Source organism: Streptomyces sp. NPDC090077 (assembly GCF_044747545.1).
In the GTDB taxonomy this organism is placed as follows: domain Bacteria; phylum Actinomycetota; class Actinomycetes; order Streptomycetales; family Streptomycetaceae; genus Streptomyces.
This window is the reverse complement of sequence record NZ_JBIVEG010000054.1, coordinates 1-22,346: the sequence shown is the minus strand read 5'-3', so window position 1 is coordinate 22,346 and position 22,346 is coordinate 1. Positions and strand designations below refer to the sequence as shown.

Here is a 22,346-nt window from a genome sequence, read left to right as displayed (position 1 = left end):
CGCGATCGCCTTCGGCGACCCTTGACAGGCCGACCCGCCCCGGAAAGCCGAAAGACTGCCGGGAAACCCCCAAAGAAACGGCACGGTCCAGAGGAGCAGGGACGGGTCCGTCAGCGATGAGGCGAGGGGCCGGGCCCCGGCCGGCCCGCCATCCGGGTCCGTCCAGCCCCGGTCCGGGGCCAGGGGCGCGGCTACCTGCACCAAAAGTCGCTCAGAGCACGCTACGGAGCACCCAAGCGCGACAGATCGCTACGCGCTCCTCCAGGCCAAGCGTCCGGCCACCGTCTAGGGCTGATACCTGCACCAAAAGTCGATCAGAGCAGCGCGGGAATCACGTGGGCGCGACAGATCGCTACGCGCTCCTCATCCATCAGCGTCTGACGACCGCCCTGGGCTGGTACCCGCACCAGGGGACGACCAGAGCCGCTCAGGTCTTCAGAGACCCCCGCGACGTGATGGGACACCTTCAGGAGTTCTCGCACTTGGAGGAGCGGGCCGTCTTCGGGGAGGACGCACGAGCCTTCTTGAGAGGGTGCGCCGCCGCCCTCAGATGATCTTTAGTCCAGGTCGCGCATGATCCGCCCACACCGCTGACCAGCGGTGAAAGATGACGCACCGAACGTCAGTCAACGACGAAGAGGTGCGATATGGCCCAGTACGAGTACGTGCCCCACCGGCTCCTTCGCCGTCGTGTGCGCGACATTGCTTCCGGTACCGAGGGCGTGCTGATGGCGGTGGTCAACGAGAACGTCTCCGACACCGGTATTGAGCACTGGGCTGAGTTGGCCTACATCCGTGGTGCCTCGGGCCGTGAGTTCACCACCGCCGTCGCCAACATCGAGGCGGCCACCGCCTCCCCCAACTCCTGAGGAGAGGTATGCCCACTCCGTCGTCGTGCGCTACAGCCCCACCCGTGTCGACCTCTTCCCGGCCCTGGGCGTCTACAGGCTGACCTGGAGGAATACCACCATGGGGAAGCACCCCGCCCCCGGCCGCCCGCCGGTTTAGGACCCGGGTATCAGCCCCGGACGGCCGTCGGTCGCCGAGATCAGAGAAGCGCGTAGCGATCTGTCGCGCCCACGTGCTTCCCGCGCTGCTCTGGTCGACTTTTGGTGCGGGTATCGGCCACAGACGGTCGTCGGACGCTGAGAAATGAGGAGCGCGTAGCGATCTGTCGCGCTTGGGTGGTCCGCAGGCCGCTCTGGTCGACTTTTCGTGCAGGTAGCCGCGCCCCTGGCCCCGGAACGGGGATATGAGGCCCGGATGCCCGGCGGGCCGCCCCCTACCTCCTCGCCTGATCGCTGAGAGGCCTGTCCCTTGGTCATGGACCGTGCCGTTTCTTTGGGGGTTTCCCGGCAGTCTTTCGGCTTTCCGGGGCGGGTCGGTCTGTCAAGGGTCGCCGTAGGCGATCGCGTAGCGACGCGACGAAGGAGCGCCCTTGACAGGCCGGCACGACACGGAAGGACGATGGGACTGACGGGAAGCCCCCAACCTGCTCTGATCCGGTCCAGGGGGCTACCGCCCCCAGCCCACCCACCCGCACCCCGGGAGGCGGGTGGGCAGCCGCCGCCCGGCGGGACGGGGTCGAGGGGGAGATAGCGGGCGCCCGCCCCCACCCCACCCCGCTACGCTCGACGCATGGCCGGCCGGTTCACCCCCTCCCCCTCCACCCCCACCACCCGGACCACCGTCCGCGGTGGTCACACCGCCGTGCCCGCCGGGCGGGGCGGGGTCCTCGTGGGGCAGGGCGGGAAGGGGCGGAGCTGGGACCCCGGCGGCCCCGTGGACCTCGGGCTGGTGCTCGGCCCGCTGCGCCGGGGGCCCGGGGACCCGACGTTCCGGACCACCCCCGACGGTTCCGTCTGGCGGGCCACCCGCACCCCCGACGGCCCCGCCACGCTGCGCGTCGCCGCGACGCCCGACGGGGTGGACGCCGAGGCGTGGGGGCCCGGGCGGGAGTGGGTGCTCGGCGCCCTGCCCGAGCTGCTCGGGGCCGCCGACGATCCGGCGGCCTTCGTGCCCCGGCACCGGCTGGTGCACGCCAGCCACCGCCGCCGCCCGGGGCTGCGGCTGACCCGTACCGGGCTGGTGCTGGAGTCGCTGGTCCCGACCGTCCTGGAGCAGAAGGTCACCGCCGACGAGGCCTACCGGGCCTGGCGGCTGCTGGTGCGCCAGTACGGGGAGCCCGCGCCCGGGCCGATGGCCGGGGAGCTGTACGTGATGCCCGCCGCCCGGGACTGGGCGCTGATCCCCTCCTGGGACTGGCACCGGGCCGGGGTGGACTCGAAGCGTTCGGCGACGATCGTGCGGGCCGCCCGGGTGGCGTCCCGGCTGGAGGAGGCGGCCGCGATGGAGCCCGGGCCGGCCGCGGCCCGGCTGGAGGCGGTGCCGGGGATCGGCCCGTGGACCTCTTCCGAGACCCTCCAGCGCAGCAACGGCGCACCCGACGCGGTGACCACCGGTGACCTGCACCTCCCGGGCATCATCGGCTACGCCCTCGCGGGTGAGCCGGATGCCGACGACGCCCGGATGCTGGAGCTGCTGGCCCCGTACGAGGGGCAGCGCCACCGCGCGGCCCGGCTGGTGCTGCTGGCGGGCCGCACCCCGCCCCGCCGCACGCCCCGGATGCCGCGCGGCGACATCGGCAGGCTCTAGCCGGGCCGCCTAGCGCACCTCGATGAAGGCGTCCGGCGTCCGTGCCGGCCGTTCGGCGGCGGGTGCCGCCGGGCGGCCGACGGCGATGGCGCCCATCGGGTCCCAGTCCTCCGGCAGCGCGAGCACCTTGCGCACGACGTCCCGGCAGAACATCGTCGAGGACACCCATGCCGAGCCGAGCCGCTCCCCGGCGAGGGCGACGAGGAAGTTCTGCACGCCCGCGCCCATGGCGACGACGAACATCTCCCGTTCGGCGGTGTCCCGCCGGGCGTGCCCGTAGTCGTGCGCGCCGTCCGTGACCATGCACGGCACGACCAGGTAGGGGGCGCCCCGCAGGACGTCGCCGCGCCGGACCCGCTTGGCGATGGACTCCTCGGACTTGCCGTCGCGGCGCAGGTCGGCGATCCAGGCGTCCCGCATCGCGTCGAGCAGTTCGAGGCGCGCGGCTGCCGACTCCAGCAGGACGAACCGCCAGGGCGTGGTGTGGTGCGGTGCGGGGGCGGTGACCGCGGCGGCCACGGCGCGGCGTACGGCGCCCGGGTCGACGGGGTCGTCGGTGAAGGCGCGTACGGTGCGGCGCTGGGTGACGGCCTCGCGTACGGCTTCGGAGGTGCCGAGGCGGAACATGTCGTCGGCGGGCGCGCGGACGAGGTCGGCCGCGCTGGAGCCTTCGCCGAGCAGGTGTCCGAGCCCGCGTACGACGGCCACGGGCAGTCCGGCGGCCTTGCCCTTGACCAGGTCGCCGGCGGCGGCGAGCTCGTCGGCGGTGGCCACTATCGTCGCGCTGAGCGGGTTGCCGTGGGCGTCGGTGCCGCCGCGCAGGTCGTCCAGTACGCGTACGCCGGCGGAGCCGATGGCGACGTCGGTCAGTCCGGAGCGCCAGGGCCGGCCGAAGGTGTCGGTGACGACGACGCCGACGTCGACGCCGAGCGCGGCGCGCAGCCCGGTGCGGAGCGCGGCGGCCGAGGCGTCGGGGTCCTCGGGCAGCAGCAGGACGGTGCCGGGTTCGGTGTTGGAGGCGTCGACGCCGGCTGCCGCCATGACCAGTCCGTGCCGGTTCTCGACGATGCGCAGCGTGCCGCGGCGTGCGACGACGCGTACGGTCTCGGCGTCGATGGCGTCCTCGCGGGAGTCGGCGCGGACGATGCGCCCCTCGGCCTTGGAGACGATCTTCGAGGTGACGAGCAGGACGTCCCCGTCGCGCAGGCCGGGTTCCGCTCCCGCGATGAGGCGGGCCAGGTCGTCGCCGGGCCGGACCTCGGGGATGCCGGGGACGGCCCGCACCTCGTAGGAGGGGACGGTCACCGGGCGGCCTCCGCGAGTTCCAGGGCGGCGCGGGCCATGGCGGCGGTGGCGGCGGTGTCGGTCATCATCAGCGGAACGGCGCGGCAGGGGATGCCGGCGGCTTCGACGTCGGTGACGGCGTCGGCGTCGGAGGTGTCGACGAGCCAGCCGTCGAGGAGCCCGGAGCCGTAGTGGCGGGCGACGGCGGCGGCGGTGGATTCGACGCCGACGGCGGCGAGGACCTTGTCGGCCATGCCCCGTACGGGTGCTCCGCCGACGATGGGGGAGAGGCCGACGACGGGTGCCGGGGAGGCGGCGAGCGCCTCGCGGATGCCGGGGACGGCCAGGATGGTGCCGATGGAGACGACGGGGTTGGAGGGCGGGAAGAGGATGACGTCGGCGCCGGCGATGGCGTCGAGCACGCCGGGGGCGGGCTTGGCCTGTTCGGCGCCGACGGGGACGACGGCTTCGGCGTCGAGGGAGGCGCGGAGCTTGACCCAGTACTCCTGGAAGTGGATGACGCGGCGTTCGCCGGTCTCCGGGTCGGTGACGGCGACGTGGGTCTCGACGCGGTCGTCGGACATGGGGAGCAGCCGGACGCCGGGCTGCCAGCGGTCGCAGAGGGCTTCGGTGACGGCGCTGAGCGGGTAGCCGGCGCCGATCATCTGGGTGCGGACGATGTGGGTGGCGAAGTCGCGGTCGCCGAGGCCGAACCAGGAGGGTCCGACCCCGTACGCCGCGAGTTCTTCCTTGAGGGTGAAGGACTCGTCGGTGCGGCCCCAGCCCTGGTCCTCGTTGATGCCACCGCCGAGGGTGTACATCACCGTGTCCAGATCGGGGCACACCTTCAGCCCGAACAGGTGAATGTCGTCACCGGTGTTGCCGATGACGGTGATGTCCGCGGCGGGGACCGCCGACTTGAGTCCGCGGAGGAAGCGGGCGCCGCCGATGCCGCCGGCCAGAACAACAATGCGCATACCCCGCAGTTTGTCAGGCGGGTACGTGTTCCTCGCGGGCCGGGGAGCAGCTGTGCATCGGCATCTCGGTCAGGCCGGGGAAGTAGACGTGCAGGCTGACGGCTCCGTCGAGGGTGTCGTTGACGACCTCGTGGGCGTAGCCGGGGGCGAAGACGCGCTGGGAGCCGGCGCGGTGGCTGAGCCGGCCGCGGGCGGTGTGCTCGGTGAGCTCGCCGTCGAGGACGGTGAGGATGCCGGAGGAGCTGCCGTGGTCGTGCAGGCCGCTGCCCTGGCCGGGGACCCAGCTGAGCAGCCAGACCTCGTAGCCGGGGCCGGTGCGCAGGCGGTGGTACCAGCGGGTGGTGGCGTCGTACCGGACGAGGTGTTCCCAGCCGGCGCGGTCCTCGGCGATGGAGCGGGCGAGGCCGGCGAACTCGGCGACGGTGGCCGGGTGTTCGCGGGCGGGCTGGAGGAGGTGCTGGACGGCGAGGATGTCGCCGGCGATCTGGAGGTCGCTCTCGACGGCGGCGGCGGGCGCGGCGGCCGGCGCGGGGACGGCCGGGACGGTCGCGTCGGCGACGGCGGGGGTGGTGCGAGCGGCGGGAGCGGCGGAGGCGCTGTTCATCGTGGGGGTGTCCTCGACGGGTGTCAGTCGTGCGGGGCGGTTGCTGTGGGGGAGTGGCCGGAGCTCGGCGGAGCCAGGGGCTCCGGGGGCATCAACAGCTGCAACAGCAACAGCGAACCTGGGCAGCGCACAGGAACCCACGAATGGGGGTCCGGGTGGCGGCTGCGGGCGCTGACATGAGGACAAGGAGACCGGGCGGAGGGCCGGACTGTCAACCCAATGTCCGGTTTGAGAGGAAAGTTTCACCTCATCCGGTTACTGTGCGCGGAGAAAGGTTTGTGCACTCACCGTCAGGGGATGTGCCGCTCCAAGTCGGTGGGAACCGAGATCAAACCCGTCGGCGTCACTCGTGATCGGAATGTGATCTGGGCTGCATCTTCGGCCGAATCGCAACCCCTCCTCGGAGTGACGCGTCGACCTCGAACGAGGGCGGCAGCCGCGGACAGCCTGTGGCTTGTGTCACGATTTTTGGCGATATGAACACTTTCTGTATACGCTTGGTTCCGCAGAGTGAATAAGGGCCCCAATAGCAGATCTCGGCTTGACTGCACAGGAGCCACACACTTGTAATTTCACTCGTGTCGTTGCTCGGCGATCAGTAACGGCAACATCACGGGGACGCACAGACAGAGCGAGGGGCGCACATGACCGAGCTGTTTCAGGAACTGCTGGTCGAAGAGGCGGACGAGGAGCTCGGTTGGCAGGAGCGCGCACTGTGCGCGCAGACCGACCCCGAATCCTTCTTTCCCGAGAAGGGCGGCTCCACCCGCGAAGCCAAGAAGGTCTGCCTCGCCTGCGAGGTCCGCTCCGAATGCCTCGAGTACGCCCTCGCCAACGACGAGCGATTCGGCATCTGGGGCGGTCTGTCCGAGCGCGAGCGGCGGCGGCTGAAAAAGGCCGCGGTCTGAGAGCGGCGACCGACGGTCCGAAACGGTCGCGGAGCGGCAGCGAGAACAACGGAAAAAACGACAGACTGAGCAAACGGTCCGCCTCCCGCACCTTCCCCGCAGGAGGCGGACCGTCGCGTTCCGGACCTTCTCCCGAGGCGGCGTTCCGTCCCCTTCCCAGCCGTTAGTGTGGGGCGCTGTCCAGCAGCCTCCGAGGGCACAACACCCCCGGATCCCCAGGCCGGAGGGCCCGTACCGCGATGTCCCCGCACAGCAGCTCGCCGGCCTCCCAGCAGGCGGCCGGCACCCCCGAGTTCCCCCGGCACGTCGTCACCGCGGTCCTCGTCGCCCACGACGGAGCCCGCTGGCTGCCCGAGACCCTCGCAGGACTCCTCGCCCAGGAACGCCCCGCGCAGAACCACGTCGCCGCCGACACCGGAAGCGCCGACGACAGCGCCCGCCTCCTCGCCGAAGCCCTCGGCGACGACCGCGTCCTGCACCTCGCCCGCCGCACCGGATTCGGCGCCGCCGTCGACGAGGCCGCCCGCAGCGCCGGCACCCCCACCCCCGAGGAACTCCCCTACCTCAAGCGCCCCAGCGGCTGGGACCCCGTCAGCCGCACCTGGCGCGACGACACCTACGACCTCCCCGACTTCCCGCACGGCGAACCCGTCCAGTGGCTCTGGCTGCTCCACGACGACAGCGCACCCGAACCCGACGCCCTCACCGAACTCCTGCGCGTCGCCGACGGCAACCCCGACGCCGCCGTCATCGGCCCCAAGCTCCGCGGCTGGTACGACCGCAAGCAGCTCCTCGAAGCCGGCGTCACCCTCGCCCGCAGCGGCCGCCGCTGGACCGGCCTCGACCGCCGCGAACAGGACCAGGGCCAGCACGACCAGGTCCGCCCCGTCCTCTCCGTCTCCACCGCCGGCATGCTCGTGCGCCGCGACGTGTACGACGCCCTCGGCGGCTTCGACCGCCGCCTGCCCCTGATGCGCGACGACGTCGACCTCTGCTGGCGCGCCCACAGCGCCGGCCACACCGTCCTCGTCGCCCCCGACGCCGTCCTGCGGCACGCCGAAGCCGCCTCCCGCGAACGCCGCACCGTCGACTGCGCAGGCCGCTCCTCCGTCAGCCCCCACCGCGTCGACAAGGCCGGCGCCGTCCACACCCTGCTGGCCAACACCCCCGGCCGCGCCCTGCCCTACGTAATGCTGCGGCTGCTCCTCGGCACCCTCCTGCGCACCCTCGGCTACCTCGTCGGCAAAGCCCCCGGCCAGGCCGTCGACGAACTCACCGGGCTGCTCGCCACCCTGCTGCGCCCCGCCCGCCTCCTCACCGCCCGCCGGGCCCGCCGCCGTCCCGCCGTCCCCGCAGCCGAACTGCGCCCCCTCTTCCCCCCGCCCGGCGCCACCCTGCGCGCCGGCGCCGAACAGCTCGCCGCCCACCTCGGCTCCGGACGCGACAGCGACCCCGCCCCCGCCGGCCGGCACGGCGGACCCCTCGGATCCGGACCCGGCGACGACGCCGGCCACCTCGACACCGGCCGCCCCGGCCGGCTCCGGCGGATCGCCCGCAACCCCTCGCCCGTCCTCTTCGCGGGCCTCCTCCTCGTCTCCCTCGTCGCCTGCCGCGCCCTCATCGGCGGCGGCAGCCTCATGGGCGGCGCCCTGCTCCCCGCACCCTCCGCCGCGGGCCTCTGGCACGCGCACACCGGCGACTGGCAGCCCGTCGGCACCGGCACCACCGCCGGGGCACCCCCCTACCTGGCCGTCCTGGCCGGCCTGTCCGCCCTCTTCCTCGGCTCCACCCAGGCCGCCCTGACCCTGCTGCTCGTCTGCTCGGTCCCGCTCGCCGGCCTCACCGCCTACTTCGCCTCCCGGCCCCTGGTCACCTCCCGGCTGCTGCGCGCCTGGGCCGCCGTCGGCTACGCCTTCCTCCCCGCCGTCACCGGCGCCCTCGCCGGAGGCCGCCTCGGCACCGCCGTCCTCGCCGTGCTCCTCCCGCTCATCGCCCGCTCCGCCGCCACCGCCCACGGCCTCACCGGCGCCGAACAGGGCACGGAACCGGGCTCCGGGCAGGGCGCCGGGCAGGGCCGCGGCCGGCGCGCGGTGTGGACGTACGCCCTCCTGCTCACCCCGGCCACCGCCTTCACCCCCGTCGTGTGGCCCCTCGCCGCCGTCCTCGGCACCGCCGCGGTCCTCGCGCGCCGCCCGCACCGCAAGACGTACGCCCTCCGCCTGCTCGTGGTCCTCGCCGTACCCGTGGCCGTCCTCGCGCCCTGGTCCCTCGGCCTGTTCACCCACCCCGGCCGCTTCCTGCACGAGGCCGGACTGCCCTACGGCACCGGCTCCGCCACCCCCCTCGGCCTGCTCACCGCGGACCCCGGCGGCCCCGGCACCACCGGCCGGCTCCTCCTCGCGGGCGTCCTGCTCGCCGCCCTCGCCGCACTGCTCCGCGCCGACCGGCGGTTCGCCGTCGGCACCGCCTGGACCGCCGCCCTCGCCGGGCTCCTCCTCGCGGTCCTCCTGAACCGCACCGGCTGGGCCGGCCCGGGCACCCTCCTGTACGGGCTCGGGCTCCTCGCGGCCGCCGCGCTCGGCGCGGACGGAGCCAAGTACCGGGTGGCCGCCCGCAGCTTCGGCTGGCGCCAGCCGCTGGCCGCCCTGACCGCCCTCGCCGCCGCGGCCGGCCCGCTGTTCCTCGGCGCGGCCTGGGCCGTGGCCGGCGCCGACGGACCGCTCCAGCGGCGCGACCCCGTCCAGGTCCCGGCCGTCGTCGCCGAGCACTCGGGCGACACCAACCGCACCCGGACCCTGGTCCTCGGCGGGGACTCGCCCGCCACCGTCTCCTACGCCCTGGTCCGCGGCTCCGGAGCCCGCCTCGGCGACGCCGAGCTCCTCGCCGCGGCCGGCCCCGAACCCCGCCTCGCCAAAGCCGTCTCCAGCCTGGTCTCCGGCTCCGGGGCCAACCAGTCCGAGCAGCTCAGCGCCTTCGCCGTGCGCTACGTGATGATCCCGCCCGGCGGCTCCGCCCCCATGCGCCGCATCCTCGACGGCACCCCCGGCCTCAAACAGCGCCACCAGAACGACGGCACCGCCCTGTGGGAGGTGGAACGGCTGACCTCCCGCGTGGCGATCGTCCCCGCCCGGCAGGGCCAGACCGCCACGCTCACCGTCGAAGCCGGCCCCGTCGAGGTCCACGCCGACCTCCCGGCGGGCCCCGAAGGCCGCACCCTGCGCATCGCCGACCGGGCCGACGCGGGCTGGCGGGCCACCCTCGACGGCGAACCCCTTCCCCCGAAGACGGTCGACGGCTGGGCGCAGGGCTTCGTCCTGCCCACCGACGCCGGCCGGCTCGACCTCGTCCACCAGGACTCCGCCGCCCGCGCCGCCTGGCACTGGGCGCAGGGCTCCCTCGCCCTGCTGCTGCTCGTGATGGCCCTGCCCGGACGCCGCGCCCGCCTCGACGACGACCTGCCCGAGGAGACCGTGCCCGCCGCGCCCGGCGACCTCCCCGGCGAGCCCGGCCGGGGCCGCCGCGCCCGCCGGACCGCCCCGGCCGCCGCACCCGACCCGGAGCCGGTGCCCGCCGGGGCCGTCATCGACCCGTACGCGCAGATCCCCGCGCAGCAGGTCTACGGCGAGGAGTCGTACTCCTACCAGGAGCCCTACCCGTACGGGACGCAGCAGCCGCAGCAGCCGGAGCCCCCGTACGACGCGTACGGGCAGTACCCCGACCCCGGGGGGCAGCCGCACGTCCCGCGGCAGCAGCCCCGGCCTCCCCACGCCCACGAGCAGCAGTACGACGCCTACGGACAGCAGTACCCGCGTCCGGACGGGAGCCACCAGCAGTGAAGCAGCGCGCCCCCCTGACGCTGGCGGCCGTGACGGCGGCGCTGGCCGCCGCCACCGGACTGGCCTTCCTCACCGCCCCCGCCGCCACCCCGGCGGGCGGCGCCGCGGGCCGGGCGGCCGCCGCCCGGATGCCGGTCGAGCGGTCCGTGCTCGTGTGCCCCGCGCCCAGCTCCTCCGACATCGCCGAGACCACGTACACCTCCCTCACCCCCGGCAAGGGCGGCGGCGGGGGCACGGCCCGGCTGGCCGACAAGGACGGCAAGGCGGTCCTGGAGCCCAGGGAGCCCGGCAGGCCCGTCACCGCCACCGCCTCCGGCGCGGAGGCACCGGCGCTGACGGGCGCCGCGGAGGGGGACCTGGCCCCCGGCTGGACCGCCCAGCAGACCACCAAGGTCTCCGTCGGCCAGGCCCGCGGCCTCTCCGGCCTCGCCTGCACCGCGCCCGGCACCGACTTCTGGTTCCCCGGCGTCAGCACCGCCAAGGGCCGCCAGGACTACGTCCACCTCACCAACCCGGACGACACCGTCGCCGAGGTGGCCGTCACCCTCCACGGCCCCGACGGCCTGCTCAAGGACAAGCCGGGCACCGCCGACCCCGTCTTCGAGGTCGCCCCCCGGTCCACCGCCAAGGTGTCGCTGTCCCAGCTGGCCCCCGACAGCCGGCTCGCGGACGCCACCGCGCACGTCACGGCACGCTCCGGCCGGGTCGGCGCCTCCACCCACGTCGCCGAGGACGGCACCGGCACCGACTGGCTCCCCGCCTCCGCGGGCCCGGCGGACACCCTGGTCCTGCCCGGCATCCCCGCCGACGCCACCTCCGTACGGCTGGTCGCCTTCGCCCCCGGCGAGGACGACGCCGACCTCACCGTGAAGCTGTCCGGCCCGACCGGCCCCTTCAGCCCGGCCGGCAAGGAGCGCCTCCACCTCAAGGGCGGCATGACCGCGGCCCTGGACCTCGGCGACGTGACCCGGGGCGAGGCCGGCTCCCTGCTGCTGGCCCCCGCCGACCCGGAGAAGGCCGTACCCGTCGTCGCCGCCCTGCACGTGGTCCGCGGCACCGGCGCCAAGCAGGAACTGGGCTTCGTCCCCGCGAGCACCCCCGTCGGCGAGCGGGCCACCGTCGCCGACAACCGGGACGGCGACCAGGCCACCGTCCTCACCCTCACGGCCTCCGGGACCGACGCGAAGGTCCGCGTCACTGCCTCCCCGGGCACCGGGGGCGGGCAGGGCGCCGCCACGGAGATCACCGTCAAGGCCGGCACCACCCGCGCGGTGAGCCCGCCGCCGGCCCCCTCGGGCGGCAAGGGCCCCTACGCACTGACCGTCGAGACCCTGTCCGGCGGCCCCGTCCACGCGGCCCGCACCCTGACCCTGCCGCACGACGGGATCCCGATGTTCACCGTCCAGGCCTTCGCCGACGACCGCTCCACGGTCGCGGTCCCGAAGGCCGTCGAGGACCCCTCGATCCTGCTCCGCTGAAGAAGACCGGGGAAGGGGGGTACGGGCCGGGCGTCAGTCCTGCCCGTACCGGGGGTCCACCGTCTCCGGCGACAGCCCGAGCAGCTCCGCGACCTGCTCCACCACGATCTCGTGCACCAGCAGCGCCCGCTCGTCCCGCGTCTTCGCCCGGATCTCCACCGGCCGCCGGAACACCACGATCCGCGCCGGCTTCCCGTCCCGGGCCTCCACCAGCCCGCCCAGCGGCACCGCCTCGTCGTTCCAGCCCGCGTCGGGCCCGCCCGGCGGCCCCGGCACGTCCGCGATCACGAACTCCACCTCGGCCAGCTGCGACCAGCGCCGCTCCAGCCGCTCCACGGAATCCCGTACGAGGTCCCCGAACAGCTCCGCCCGGCTCGCGGACAGCGGCACCTGCGGCGGGGCCAGCGGCCCGCGCATCCCCCGGCCGTGCCGGTCGCGCCGCCGGTGCCGGGGCTCGGAGGGGGCCGCGGCGGGAACCGCCGGGCGGGGAGGAAGCGAACTGTCCGTCACCCCCGCAGGGTAGCCCGCACGCCCGGTCAGGACCCGATACGGTCACGACCTGGTGTCACGACGGTGTCACCCCCCGAAGGATCCGGCCAAGATCGGGCCGCTTACGGACCCGTTGCCCCCCTTCGTCACCCGCCGCGGGACACGGGCGGAGTACGACACGGGGGACCGGGCGGGGGGCGAGTCGTCGCGGCCCGGTCAAGAGTGCGGTACCGTCCAACGTCGTGAGCCTTGTACGTCGCTGTTCGCGCACCGCGTGCGGCCGCCCTGCCGTCGCCACACTGACGTACGTCTACGCCGACTCGACCGCAGTTCTCGGCCCGCTCGCCACCTACGCCGAACCCCACTGCTATGACCTGTGCGCCGAGCACTCCGAGCGCCTGACCGCCCCGCGCGGCTGGGAAGTCGTGCGCCTTTCGGACGGTTCCGGCCCGTCCCGCCCCAGCGGCGACGACCTCGAAGCCCTGGCCAACGCCGTCCGCGAGGCGGCCCGTCCGCCCGAGCGCGCCGCCGAGGCCGGCGGGTCCGGACCGGGTGCCCCGGTGGCCGGCGAGACCCGCCGCGGACACCTGCGCGTCCTCCGTTCGCCCGATTCCTGACACACGGATCGTCTGAAAAGCCGCTCTCCGTACAAGGTAGGTTTGCTCCACCGCACAGAACCTTCAGGAGGGCAGGCAGTGGCCGCAGATCTTTCGAACATCGTCAAGGCGTACGACGTACGTGGCGTCGTACCCGACGAGTGGGACGAGCCCCTGGCAGAACTGTTCGGTGCTGCGTTCGTCGAGGTCACCGGCGCCACGGCGATCGTGATCGGTCACGACATGCGCCCCTCCTCGCCCGGCCTCTCCGCCGCCTTCGCCCGGGGCGCGGCCGCCCGCGGCGTCGACGTCACCCTGATCGGCCTGTGCTCCACCGACCAGCTGTACTACGCCTCCGGCAAGCTGGACCTGCCCGGCGCCATGTTCACCGCCTCGCACAACCCGGCCCAGTACAACGGCATCAAGCTGTGCCGCGCCGGCGCCGCGCCCGTGGGCCAGGACACCGGCCTCGCCACCATCCGCGAGCTCGCCGAGAAGTGGACCGACGAGGGCGCCCCGGAGATCCCCGCCGGCACCGTCCCGGGCACCATCACCGAGCAGGACACCCTCACCGGCTACGCCGAGCACCTCAAGGGCCTGGTGGACCTGACCGCCATCCGCCCGCTGAAGGTCGTCGTCGACGCGGGCAACGGCATGGGCGGCCACACCGTCCCCACCGTCTTCGAGGGCCTCCCGCTGGACCTCGTCCCCATGTACTTCGAGCTGGACGGGACCTTCCCGAACCACGAGGCCAACCCCCTCGACCCGAAGAACATCGTCGACCTCCAGGCCCGCGTGATCGCCGAGGGCGCCGACCTGGGCCTCGCCTTCGACGGCGACGCCGACCGCTGCTTCGTCGTCGACGAGCGCGGCGAGGGCGTCTCCCCGTCCGCCATCACCGCCCTGGTCGCGGCCCGCGAGCTCGCCCGCAACGGCGGCACCGGCACGATCATCCACAACCTGATCACCTCGTGGTCGGTCCCCGAGGTCGTCCGCGAGAACGGCGGCACCCCCGTCCGCACCCGCGTGGGCCACTCCTTCATCAAGGCCGAGATGGCGTCCTCCGGCGCCATCTTCGGCGGCGAGCACTCCGCGCACTACTACTTCAAGGACTTCTGGAACGCGGACACCGGCATGCTCGCCGCGCTCCACGTCCTCGCCGCCCTCGGCGGCCAGGAGGGCACCCTCTCCGCCCTCGTCGCCGAGTACGACCGCTACGTCGGCTCCGGCGAGATCAACTCCACCGTCGCCGACCAGGCCGCCCGCACCGCCGAGGTCAAGGCCGCCTACGCCGGCCAGGACGGGGTCACCTTCGACGAGCTGGACGGCCTCACGGTCTCCGCCGCCGACTGGTGGTTCAACCTGCGCCCCTCCAACACCGAGCCGCTCCTGCGCCTCAACGTGGAGGCCCGCGACGAGGCCACCCTGGCCAAGATCCGCGACGAGGTCCTGGCGCTCGTCCGCGCGTAAGGCTCCGCCGGTGGCCGCGGGGGCCCGGGCTTCGGCCCGGGCCCCCGCCCCCCGCCGCCTCCCCTCGGCGGCGGCGGGGCTCACATCAGCCCCGCCGGCGTTTGAGGCACGGGGGTCCCGGGGCAGAGCCCCCGGCAAGGGACCCGCTCCTGTCCCGGTACCGCACCCGGGCGTCCCGGTGCACCTGCGGAGCCACGCGGCACGCCCAGTGACTCGGCGGTACGCTGACCTCGCCCAATCCGCGACAAGCGATCCGCATCCCCGAAGGGAACCACCCAATGCCGCTCGAAGCCGGCCTGCTGGAGATCCTCGCCTGCCCCGCCTGCCACGCCCCCCTCCGGGACGAGTCGGCGGACGAGACCGCCCCCGAGCTGATCTGCACCGGCCAGGAATGCGGTCTCGCCTACCCGGTCCGCGACGGCATCCCGGTCCTCCTCGTGGACGAGGCCCGCCGCCCCGCCTGACCGGCCCCGCCCCCACCGCTCGACCAGCCTGGATCCGTCAACACCGCCGGAGGCCCCCATGCTCGACGAGTCACTCCTCGACGCACCGGACGATCTCGCCCGTGCCGACCGCCGCGGCCTGCTCCGCGGCGCCGCCGAGGCCGGGGCCAGGGTCCGCACCGCGGCCCGGCACGCCACCGAGGCCGGGCTCGCGGACCTGCGCCCCGACGGGCGCCCCCGCGCCGTCCTGATCGCCGGGCCCGGCACCGCCGCCACCGGCGTCGCCGACCTGCTCGGAGCCCTCGCGGGAGCCTCCGCCCCCGTCACCCGCCTGCACCCCACCGGCGTCGCGCACGCCGCCGGGGCGCTGCGCTGGGCCCTGCCCGGCTGGGCGGGCCCCGTGGACCTGCTGCTCATCGCCACCACCGACGGCACCGAGCCCGGCCTCGCCGTCCTCGCCGAGCAGGCGTACCGGCGCGGCTGCTCCGTGGTCGCCGTCGCCCCCGAGCGCTCGCCGCTGGGCGAGGCGGTGGACGGCGCGCACGGGGTCCTCGTACCGATGGCCAAGGCCCCGTACCAGGAGTACGACGAGTCCGCCGCGGCCGGTCCCGGCGCGCTGTGGGCCCTGCTGACCCCGCTGCTGGTGCTCCTCGACAAGGTCGGCCTGATCAGCGCCGCCCCCGACGCCCTCCAGCGCGTCGCCGACCGGCTCGACCACACCGCCGAGCGCTGCGGCCCGGCCATCGCCACCTACTCCAACCCGGCCAAGACCCTCGCCGCCGAACTGGCCGACTCGCTCCCGCTGATCTGGAGCGAGGGCGAGGCCGCCGGCCCCGCGGGCCGCCGCTTCGCCGCGACCCTCGCCGAGCTGGCCGGGCGGCCCGCGCTCGCCGCGACCCTCCCCGAGGCGCTGCCCGCGCACGGGGTGCTCCTCGCCGGGTCCTTCGCCGCCGGAGCCGACCCCGAGGACTTCTTCCGGGACCGCGTGGAAGAGCCCCAGGCCCTGCGCGCCCGCATCGTCCTGCTGCGCGACCGGCCGACCGGCGGGCTCACCGCCGCACCGGCCGCGCGCGAGCTCGCCCTCAGCCACGACACGGCCATCAGCGAGCTCGAACCGGAGGAGGGCGGGGAGCTGGAACAGCTCGCCGAACTCCTCGCCGTCACCGACTTCGCCACCGCCTACCTGGCGCTGGCGGCCCGGGGACACAGCTAGGCACACACCCGTGCCCGCACCACCTCCAGATCCAGGAAGACGACGACGATGGACCGCCTGACCAACACGATCCGCCCCTACGCGTGGGGATCCACCACCGCGATCCCGGCCCTCCTCGGAGTCGAGCCGACCGGTGAACCCCAGGCAGAGATGTGGATGGGCGCCCACCCCGGAGCCCCCTCCCGCCTCGACCGCGGAGCCGGCGAGACCACCCTGGCCGCGGTCATCGACGCCGACCCGGAGGGCGAGCTCGGCGCCGCCGCCGTCGCCAAGTTCGGCCCCCGCCTGCCCTTCCTGCTCAAGATCCTCGCCGCCGGCGCCCCCCTCTCCGTCCAGGTCCACCCCGACCTCGCCCAGGCCGCCGCGGGCTTCGAGGACGAGGAGCGGCGCGGCGTCCCGATCGACGCCGGCCACCGCAACTACAAGGACGCCAACCACAAGCCCGAGCTGATCTGCGCACTCACCCCCTTCGACGGCCTGTGCGGCTTCCGCCCGCCGCTGGAGGCCGCACAGCTCCTCGAAGGCCTCGGCGTGGACTCCCTCAAGCCGTACGCGGACCTGCTGCGCGCCCACCCCGAGGAGGCGGCCCTGCGCGAGGTCCTCACCGCCGTCCTCACCGCCGACCGCGAGGAGATGGCCCGTACGGTCGCCGAGACCGCGGCCGCCGCCGAGCGCCTCGGGGGCCCGTACGAGGCCTACGCGGGACTCGTCCACGACTACCCGGGCGACCCGGGCGTGATCGCGGCCATGCTCCTCAACCACGTGCGGCTCCAGCCCGGCGAGGCCATGTTCCTCGGCGCCGGCATCCCGCACGCCTACCTCGACGGCCTCGGCGTCGAGCTCATGGCCAACTCGGACAACGTGCTGCGCTGCGGGCTGACGCCCAAGCACGTGGACGTCCCCGAGCTGCTCAAGGTCGTCGTCTTCGAGCCGAGCGCCCCGGGCGTCCTGCGCCCCGAGGGCGACGGCGAAGAGGTCTACGAGACCCCCATCGACGAATTCCGGCTCTCCCGCCACGTCCTGGCGCCGGGCGGAGCCCCCCGCCCGCTCCCCGACGCCACCCCGCAGATCCTGCTCTGCACCGCGGGCGCCCCCCGCGTCGGCGAACTGGCCCTCGCCCCCGGCGAGTCGGTCTTCGTCCCCGCGGGCGAAAAGACCGAACTGTCCGGTGCCGGTACGGTCTTCCGGGCCACCGTGCTCGTCTGACGTGGCGTCGGCCGCACCCGCAGCTGCAACAATGTGCGGCCGTAGTCAGTGGTCAGGAAGGACACCCAGCAACCATGAGCGCGTCGGGCGGTACCAAGGCGATCGTGGCGGCACTCGCCGCCAACCTCGCCATCGCTGTAGCCAAGTTCGTGGCATTCCTCTTCAGCGGCTCCTCGTCGATGCTCGCGGAAAGCGTCCACTCGGTCGCCGACTCCGGAAACCAGGGCCTGCTGCTCCTCGGCGGGAAGAAGGCACAGCGCGAGGCGACCCCCCAGCACCCGTTCGGGTACGGGCGCGAGCGCTACATCTACGCCTTCCTCGTCTCCATCGTGCTCTTCACCGTCGGCGGCATGTTCGCCATCTACGAGGGCTACGAGAAGATCCACGACCCGCACGAGATCGAGGCCTGGTACTGGCCCGTCGGCGTGCTCGTCTTCGCGATCGTCGCGGAGTCCTTCTCCTTCCGCACCGCGATCAAGGAGTCGAACGAGACCCGCGGCGACCTCAGCTGGGCCCAGTACATCAAGCGGGCCAAGGCCCCCGAACTGCCCGTCGTCCTCCTGGAGGACCTCGGCGCGCTCGTCGGCCTGGTCCTCGCCCTCGGCGGCGTCGGCCTGGCCCTGCTCACCGGCAACGGCGTCTGGGACGGCATCGGCACCCTGTGCATCGGCGTCCTGCTGATCATCATCGCCGTCGTCCTGGCCCTGGAGACCAAGTCCCTGCTGCTCGGCGAGGCCGCCGGCACCGCCGAGGTCGAGAAGATCAAGGAGGCGCTCGTCGACGGGGAGACCGTCACCCGCGTCATCCACATGCGCACCCTGCACCTGGGCCCCGAGGAACTCCTCGTCGCCGCCAAGATCGCCGTCCAGCACGACGACACCGCGACCGAGGTGGCCAACGCCATCAACGCCGCCGAGGCCCGCATCCGCGCCTCCGTCCCGATCGCCCGCGTGATCTACCTGGAGCCGGACATCTACCAACCCGAGGCCGCCCAGGCCGACGGCCGCTGACCGGCCCCGGACGCACGCGAAGGCCCCCGCAGCTCACCGGCTGCGGGGGCCTTCGTCCGTACGGGGCGCGCCGTCGGCGTCCGCCTACGAGGACACGTCCACGCGCTCGCCCTGCGCGCCCGCGCCCACCCCGGCCGCCCCGGCCGGCTCGAACACCCCGGGGGCCTTCGCCGGCGCGGGCACCGCCGCCGCGGCGGCACCCCGGCCGCGGGCCCGCCGGGACGCGAAGCCCAGCACCGCGCCCACGGCCAGCAGCAGCGCCCCGGCCAGCTGCCCCCACACGGCCAGCTTCGCCATCGGGTACATCACGACCTTGGAGGCGACCTTGCCCACGGGCACCGGCCCGTTGTTGGCGTACTGGGAGCCGTCAGAGTTCATCCGGTTGTCGGCCATCAGGAACACGTGGCCCTTGGGCACCTTCACGTCGAAGCCCACCGCCGACGGGTTCTTCCACTGCTCCAGGTACGGCTCGTCCAGCGGCTCACCGTTCAGGACCAGCCGGTACTGGCCGGTGATCTTGCTGCTGGGCTTGTACCGGATGCGGTCCCCGCCCACGGCGATGACCCGGTTCATCTGCGTCTTCTGCAGGGACCACGGAACGGAGGCGAGGACGACGTCCCCCCGGCGCAGCCCGCCCTTGACGACCGGCTCCAGGTAGATGCTCTCCCCGTTGGTGTAGGTCGGCGCCATCTGCCAGCCGACCGCCTTGCCCTCCGTGTAGCGCGACGGCGGGTCCACGGCTTTCGCCACCGTCACCCCACCCAGAACGAGTGCTCCGAGCACCAGCAGGACGATCGCCGCGATCCCGCGTCCGCGTCCTGGCCTGTGTTCCATTTCGTACCTTCCCGATGTACCTGCCTTGCATCGTAGGTCGACACGGAAGCCGCGAATGCCGCCGGGGCCCTGGTGTGCCAAGTCAGTACATACCGATTCGGACACTGCCCCTCCACGCCGTCGGGTCCCGCACCGGAGCGGTGCGGGACCCGACGGGACGGAGTGCGGTCCGGGGTTACCGGATCTCGCTCAGCACCTCCAGGACGGCCGGTCCGTCGGGCGCCGACTGGAGCCGGTCACGGAAGCCGGCGTCCATCAGCTTGCGCGACAGCAGCGCCAGGATCCGCAGGTGCTCGTCGCCCGCGGCGGCCTCCGGCACCGAGATCATGAAGAGCAGCCGGGCCTTCGTACCGTCCAGCGCACCCCACTCGATGCCCTCGGCGGACCGGGCGAAGCCGACCGTGGGGCGGGTCACCGCGTCCGTCTTGGCGTGCGGGATCGCGATCGACTCGCCGAGCCCCGTCGTGCCCTGCGCCTCCCGGGCGAGGGCCACCCGTACGAGCTCGTCCACGTCCCGGACGTTCCCGGTGGAGGCCAGCATCCCGGCCATCTCGCGGATCGCGGCCTCCTTGGTGTCCGCGGCCAGCTCCGTCCTGACCGTCCGCGCGGTCAGGTACCCGGACAGCACCTCCGGCCGCGCGTCCGCCGGGGCGGTGGCGGTGACGGCGGGCACCGGCTCCGCATGCGTCCGCACGGCCGTCCCGTCGGCCCCGGCCCCGGCGCCCACGCCGGCGCCGACGAGCACCGGCTCCGCAGCCGCAGCCGCAGCCGCGGCGGCGGCCCCGGCCGGTGCGGGCTGCGCGCCGCGGCGCGCCTTGATCTCGATCAGCGCGTTCGTCGTCAGGGCGGTCACCACCGTGCCGATGGCGATCGCGATCAGGAACCAGCCCACCCCGCCGACCGCACCCAGCGCGGCCACGACCGGACCGCCGTGCGGCACGTGGTCGCCCACGCCCGCCACACCGGCGATCGCGCCCGCCACCGCGCCGCCCAGCATGTTCGCCGGGATGACGATCGCCGGCCGCGCCGCCGCGAACGGGATCGCGCCCTCCGAGATGCCGAACACGCCCATGAACAGGGCCGCCATGCCGGTGTCGCGCTCCTGCTCCGAGTACAGCTTGCGGCGCAGCACCGTCGCCAGGCCCTGGCCGAGCGGCATCACCGGGATGGCCGCCGCGCACATGCCCATGACCGCGTAGTTCCCGGACGCGATGAGACCCGTGCCGAAGAGGAACGCCGTCTTGTTGACCGGGCCGCCCATGTCGAAGGCGATCATCAGGCCGAGCAGCGCGCCGAGCAGGACCGCGCTGGTGCCGGTCATGCCCGACAGCCAGGAGGTCAGGCTCTCGAAGACCCAGGAGATCGGCTTGCCGATGACGTAGATGAAGAAGAGGCCGAGCGCCGTCGTGGCCACGATCGGGATCACGATGATCGGCATGATCGGCTGGACGACCTTGGGGACCTTGACCTTCTTGATCCACAGGACCAGGTAGCCCGCCAGGAAGCCCGTCACGATCGCACCGATGAAGCCGGCGCCCGACTTCGAGTCGTACAGCGCGCCCGTGTTCGCGATGAAGCCGCCGATCATGCCGGGCACCAGCGCCGGCCGGTCGCCGATGGCGTACGCGATGTAGCCGGACAGGATCGGGATCATCAGGGTGAAGCCCAGGACGCCGATCTGGAACACGTGGTCCCAGAAGGTGCCCGGCGTGACCGCGTACCCCTCGGCCGTGGCGTGGCCGCCCAGCGCCAGCGCGATGGCGATCAGCAGACCGCCGACCACCACGAACGGGATCATGTACGAGACGCCGTTCATCAGCGCCTTGTACGCGAGGCTCCGCTCCTTGCCGCCGCCCGCGCCGCTGCCGCCCGCCGGGGCCGTCCCCGTCTGGACCGGCGCGCTCTGCACCCGCTCGATCAGTTCCTTCGGCTGGTGGATGCCGTCGGCGACGCCGGTGGACAGCACCCGCTTGCCGGCGAAGCGCTCGCGGTCGACCTCCTTGTCGGCGGCGATGATGATCCCGTCCGCCTCCCTGACATCGTTGTCAGAGAGTACGTTCTCGGCCCCGATCGAGCCCTGGGTCTCCACCTTCATGTCCACGCCGAGCTCGGCGGCGGCCTGCGTCAGCTTCTCGGCGGCCATGTAGGTGTGCGCGATCCCCGTGGGGCACGCCGTGACGGCGAGCAGCTTCAGGCGCTTGCGCCCGCTCGCGCCGCCACCGGGAGGGCCGGCTGGACTGGTCACTTCAATCTCCTTCACGCCAGTGGTCCGCGAGATCGCGCGTGCGAACCGATCCACCCGCATCCTCCAACAGATAAGGGTTGGATCAAAAGTCCGAAAGGCCCCTAACATCCCGCCGGACGGCCTGAAACCGAAGGGTGAGTTCTTCCCGTCCCCACTGGGGTCCGCTGCGCCGACCGGTGTAGATTCGTCACCAGTGTCAGGCGTCGCTGCTGATGGCGGTCGGGCGGTCCTCGTGACCGGCCGAGGGGAGAGAGGGCCCCGCGGCGGACTGTGCGCAGTGCACCGGCCTGCCGCGTGCACGGCCCAGCCGTACCCACCTCTCGAACCATGAGGAGCAGCACCCATGGACTTCAAGGTCGCCGACCTTTCCCTTGCCGCCTTCGGCCGCAAGGAGATCACCCTGGCCGAGCACGAGATGCCGGGTCTGATGTCGATCCGCAAGGAGTACGCGGAGTCGCAGCCGCTGGCCGGCGCCCGGATCACGGGCTCCCTGCACATGACCGTGCAGACCGCCGTCCTGATCGAGACCCTCGTCGCCCTCGGCGCAGACGTCCGCTGGGCCTCCTGCAACATCTTCTCCACCCAGGACCACGCGGCCGCCGCCATCGCGGTCGGCCCCAACGGCACCCCGGAGAACCCGCAGGGCGTCCCGGTGTTCGCCTGGAAGGGCGAGACGCTGGAGGAGTACTGGTGGTGCACGGAGCAGGCGCTGACCTGGCCGAACACCCCCACTGGCGGCCCGAACATGATCCTCGACGACGGTGGTGACGCCACCCTCCTGGTCCACAAGGGCGTCGAGTTCGAGAAGGCCGGCGCGGCCCCGGACCCGTCCACCGCGGACTCCGAGGAATACGCGTACATCCTCACGCTCCTCAACCGCACCCTCGCCGAGTCCCCGCAGAAGTGGACGCAGCTGGCGTCCGAGATCCGCGGTGTGACCGAGGAGACCACCACCGGTGTCCACCGCCTCTACGAGATGATGGCCGAGGGCACCCTGCTGTTCCCGGCGATCAACGTGAACGACGCGGTGACGAAGTCGAAGTTCGACAACAAGTACGGCTGCCGCCACTCGCTGATCGACGGCATCAACCGTGCCAC

At 73.6% G+C, this 22,346-nt stretch carries 18 protein-coding genes; 12 read left to right on the top strand and 6 right to left on the bottom strand.

What is annotated here, in order from left to right:
* Nucleotides 1-647 precede the first annotated feature (647 nt).
* Both ACIPW5_RS39030 and ACIPW5_RS39025 read left to right on the top strand, forming a co-directional pair.
* A complete protein-coding gene (locus tag ACIPW5_RS39030; RefSeq protein ID WP_401256021.1) occupies nucleotides 648-869 on the top strand; it encodes a hypothetical protein in 222 nt (73 codons plus the stop codon).
* A gap of 769 nt (nucleotides 870-1,638) precedes the next feature.
* Entirely contained in the window at nucleotides 1,639-2,655 is a 1,017-nt protein-coding gene (locus ACIPW5_RS39025; protein WP_401256018.1) for a DNA-3-methyladenine glycosylase family protein, read from the top strand.
* A gap of 9 nt (nucleotides 2,656-2,664) precedes the next feature.
* On the opposite strand, the gene ACIPW5_RS39020 is transcribed toward ACIPW5_RS39025, so the two are convergent.
* From ACIPW5_RS39020 to ACIPW5_RS39010, 3 genes are read right to left on the bottom strand one after another with little or no spacing between them, the layout of a single operon-like run.
* Nucleotides 2,665-3,960 (bottom strand): coenzyme F420-0:L-glutamate ligase, encoded by a 1,296-nt coding sequence (locus tag ACIPW5_RS39020; protein ID WP_401256016.1) that lies wholly within the window; start codon nucleotides 3,958-3,960, stop codon nucleotides 2,665-2,667.
* Nucleotides 3,957-4,916, bottom strand: a complete 960-nt coding sequence (gene cofD / locus ACIPW5_RS39015) for a 2-phospho-L-lactate transferase (protein WP_401256014.1) — start codon at nucleotides 4,914-4,916, stop codon at nucleotides 3,957-3,959. The genes ACIPW5_RS39020 and cofD overlap by 4 nt, the downstream gene beginning before the upstream one ends.
* A 13-nt stretch (nucleotides 4,917-4,929) precedes the next feature.
* Nucleotides 4,930-5,520 (bottom strand): cysteine dioxygenase, encoded by a 591-nt coding sequence (locus ACIPW5_RS39010; protein WP_401256011.1) that lies wholly within the window; start codon nucleotides 5,518-5,520, stop codon nucleotides 4,930-4,932.
* A gap of 644 nt (nucleotides 5,521-6,164) precedes the next feature.
* Here ACIPW5_RS39010 and ACIPW5_RS39005 point away from each other — a divergent pair.
* The 3 genes from ACIPW5_RS39005 to ACIPW5_RS38995 all read left to right on the top strand — a co-directional run bounded on the left by ACIPW5_RS39005 (nucleotide 6,165) and on the right by ACIPW5_RS38995 (nucleotide 11,742).
* Entirely contained in the window at nucleotides 6,165-6,428 is a 264-nt protein-coding gene (locus ACIPW5_RS39005; RefSeq protein WP_003983763.1) for a WhiB family transcriptional regulator, read from the top strand.
* Between the two features lie 239 nt (nucleotides 6,429-6,667).
* Complete coding sequence (locus ACIPW5_RS39000; RefSeq protein ID WP_401256009.1) at nucleotides 6,668-10,264, top strand: glycosyltransferase; 3,597 nt, start codon at nucleotides 6,668-6,670, stop codon at nucleotides 10,262-10,264.
* Complete coding sequence (locus ACIPW5_RS38995; protein WP_401256006.1) at nucleotides 10,261-11,742, top strand: DUF5719 family protein; 1,482 nt, start codon at nucleotides 10,261-10,263, stop codon at nucleotides 11,740-11,742. Before ACIPW5_RS39000 ends, ACIPW5_RS38995 begins: the two co-directional genes overlap by 4 nt.
* Before the next feature lie 33 nt (nucleotides 11,743-11,775).
* On the opposite strand, the gene ACIPW5_RS38990 is transcribed toward ACIPW5_RS38995, so the two are convergent.
* Nucleotides 11,776-12,252 (bottom strand): metallopeptidase family protein, encoded by a 477-nt coding sequence (locus ACIPW5_RS38990; RefSeq protein ID WP_401256003.1) that lies wholly within the window; start codon nucleotides 12,250-12,252, stop codon nucleotides 11,776-11,778.
* A 221-nt stretch (nucleotides 12,253-12,473) separates the two neighbouring features.
* Between ACIPW5_RS38990 and ACIPW5_RS38985 the strand changes: the two genes are divergently transcribed.
* The 6 genes from ACIPW5_RS38985 to ACIPW5_RS38960 all read left to right on the top strand — a co-directional run bounded on the left by ACIPW5_RS38985 (nucleotide 12,474) and on the right by ACIPW5_RS38960 (nucleotide 18,169).
* Nucleotides 12,474-12,848, top strand: coding sequence for a DUF3499 domain-containing protein (locus tag ACIPW5_RS38985; protein WP_042800983.1), 375 nt, complete (start codon nucleotides 12,474-12,476; stop codon nucleotides 12,846-12,848).
* A 78-nt stretch (nucleotides 12,849-12,926) separates the two neighbouring features.
* Nucleotides 12,927-14,297, top strand: coding sequence for a phosphomannomutase/phosphoglucomutase (locus ACIPW5_RS38980; RefSeq protein ID WP_401256000.1), 1,371 nt, complete (start codon nucleotides 12,927-12,929; stop codon nucleotides 14,295-14,297).
* 278 nt (nucleotides 14,298-14,575) lie between these two features.
* The gene (locus ACIPW5_RS38975; protein WP_401255997.1) at nucleotides 14,576-14,761 is read left to right on the top strand and encodes a Trm112 family protein; all 186 of its coding nucleotides are present in this window, start codon (nucleotides 14,576-14,578) and stop codon (nucleotides 14,759-14,761) included.
* Between the two features lie 58 nt (nucleotides 14,762-14,819).
* Complete coding sequence (locus ACIPW5_RS38970; RefSeq protein WP_401255994.1) at nucleotides 14,820-15,953, top strand: SIS domain-containing protein; 1,134 nt, start codon at nucleotides 14,820-14,822, stop codon at nucleotides 15,951-15,953.
* A gap of 48 nt (nucleotides 15,954-16,001) precedes the next feature.
* Nucleotides 16,002-17,159: a mannose-6-phosphate isomerase, class I gene (gene manA / locus ACIPW5_RS38965; protein ID WP_401255991.1), complete on the top strand. Its 1,158-nt coding sequence runs from the start codon at nucleotides 16,002-16,004 to the stop codon at nucleotides 17,157-17,159.
* A 74-nt stretch (nucleotides 17,160-17,233) separates the two neighbouring features.
* Nucleotides 17,234-18,169 carry a cation diffusion facilitator family transporter gene (locus ACIPW5_RS38960; protein WP_401255988.1) on the top strand — a complete coding sequence of 312 codons (936 nt, stop codon included), beginning with the start codon at nucleotides 17,234-17,236 and terminating at the stop codon, nucleotides 18,167-18,169.
* A gap of 84 nt (nucleotides 18,170-18,253) precedes the next feature.
* Here the strand turns inward: ACIPW5_RS38960 and lepB are convergent, their stop codons facing one another.
* Nucleotides 18,254-19,003 (bottom strand): signal peptidase I, encoded by a 750-nt coding sequence (gene lepB / locus ACIPW5_RS38955; RefSeq protein WP_401255986.1) that lies wholly within the window; start codon nucleotides 19,001-19,003, stop codon nucleotides 18,254-18,256.
* A gap of 175 nt (nucleotides 19,004-19,178) precedes the next feature.
* Nucleotides 19,179-21,248 carry a fructose-specific PTS transporter subunit EIIC gene (locus ACIPW5_RS38950; protein ID WP_401255983.1) on the bottom strand — a complete coding sequence of 690 codons (2,070 nt, stop codon included), beginning with the start codon at nucleotides 21,246-21,248 and terminating at the stop codon, nucleotides 19,179-19,181.
* A 343-nt stretch (nucleotides 21,249-21,591) separates the two neighbouring features.
* Here ACIPW5_RS38950 and ACIPW5_RS38945 point away from each other — a divergent pair.
* On the top strand, nucleotides 21,592-22,346 hold a 755-nt coding region (locus ACIPW5_RS38945), incomplete at its 3' end, for an adenosylhomocysteinase (protein ID WP_401255980.1).

Bases quoted from the DNA above. Each gene is read 5' to 3' on its own strand.
- ACIPW5_RS39005 (WP_003983763.1), top strand. From the start codon at position 6,165: ATGACCGAGCTGTTTCAGGAACTGCTGGTCGAAGAGGCGGACGAGGAG.
- lepB (WP_401255986.1), bottom strand. From the start codon at position 19,003: ATGGAACACAGGCCAGGACGCGGACGCGGGATCGCGGCGATCGTCCTG.
- manA (WP_401255991.1), top strand. From the start codon at position 16,002: ATGGACCGCCTGACCAACACGATCCGCCCCTACGCGTGGGGATCCACC.
- cofD (WP_401256014.1), bottom strand. From the start codon at position 4,916: ATGCGCATTGTTGTTCTGGCCGGCGGCATCGGCGGCGCCCGCTTCCTC.
- ACIPW5_RS38975 (WP_401255997.1), top strand. From the start codon at position 14,576: ATGCCGCTCGAAGCCGGCCTGCTGGAGATCCTCGCCTGCCCCGCCTGC.
- ACIPW5_RS39030 (WP_401256021.1), top strand. From the start codon at position 648: ATGGCCCAGTACGAGTACGTGCCCCACCGGCTCCTTCGCCGTCGTGTG.
- ACIPW5_RS39010 (WP_401256011.1), bottom strand. From the start codon at position 5,520: ATGAACAGCGCCTCCGCCGCTCCCGCCGCTCGCACCACCCCCGCCGTC.
- ACIPW5_RS38960 (WP_401255988.1), top strand. From the start codon at position 17,234: ATGAGCGCGTCGGGCGGTACCAAGGCGATCGTGGCGGCACTCGCCGCC.
- ACIPW5_RS39000 (WP_401256009.1), top strand. From the start codon at position 6,668: ATGTCCCCGCACAGCAGCTCGCCGGCCTCCCAGCAGGCGGCCGGCACC.
- ACIPW5_RS39025 (WP_401256018.1), top strand. From the start codon at position 1,639: ATGGCCGGCCGGTTCACCCCCTCCCCCTCCACCCCCACCACCCGGACC.
- ACIPW5_RS38970 (WP_401255994.1), top strand. From the start codon at position 14,820: ATGCTCGACGAGTCACTCCTCGACGCACCGGACGATCTCGCCCGTGCC.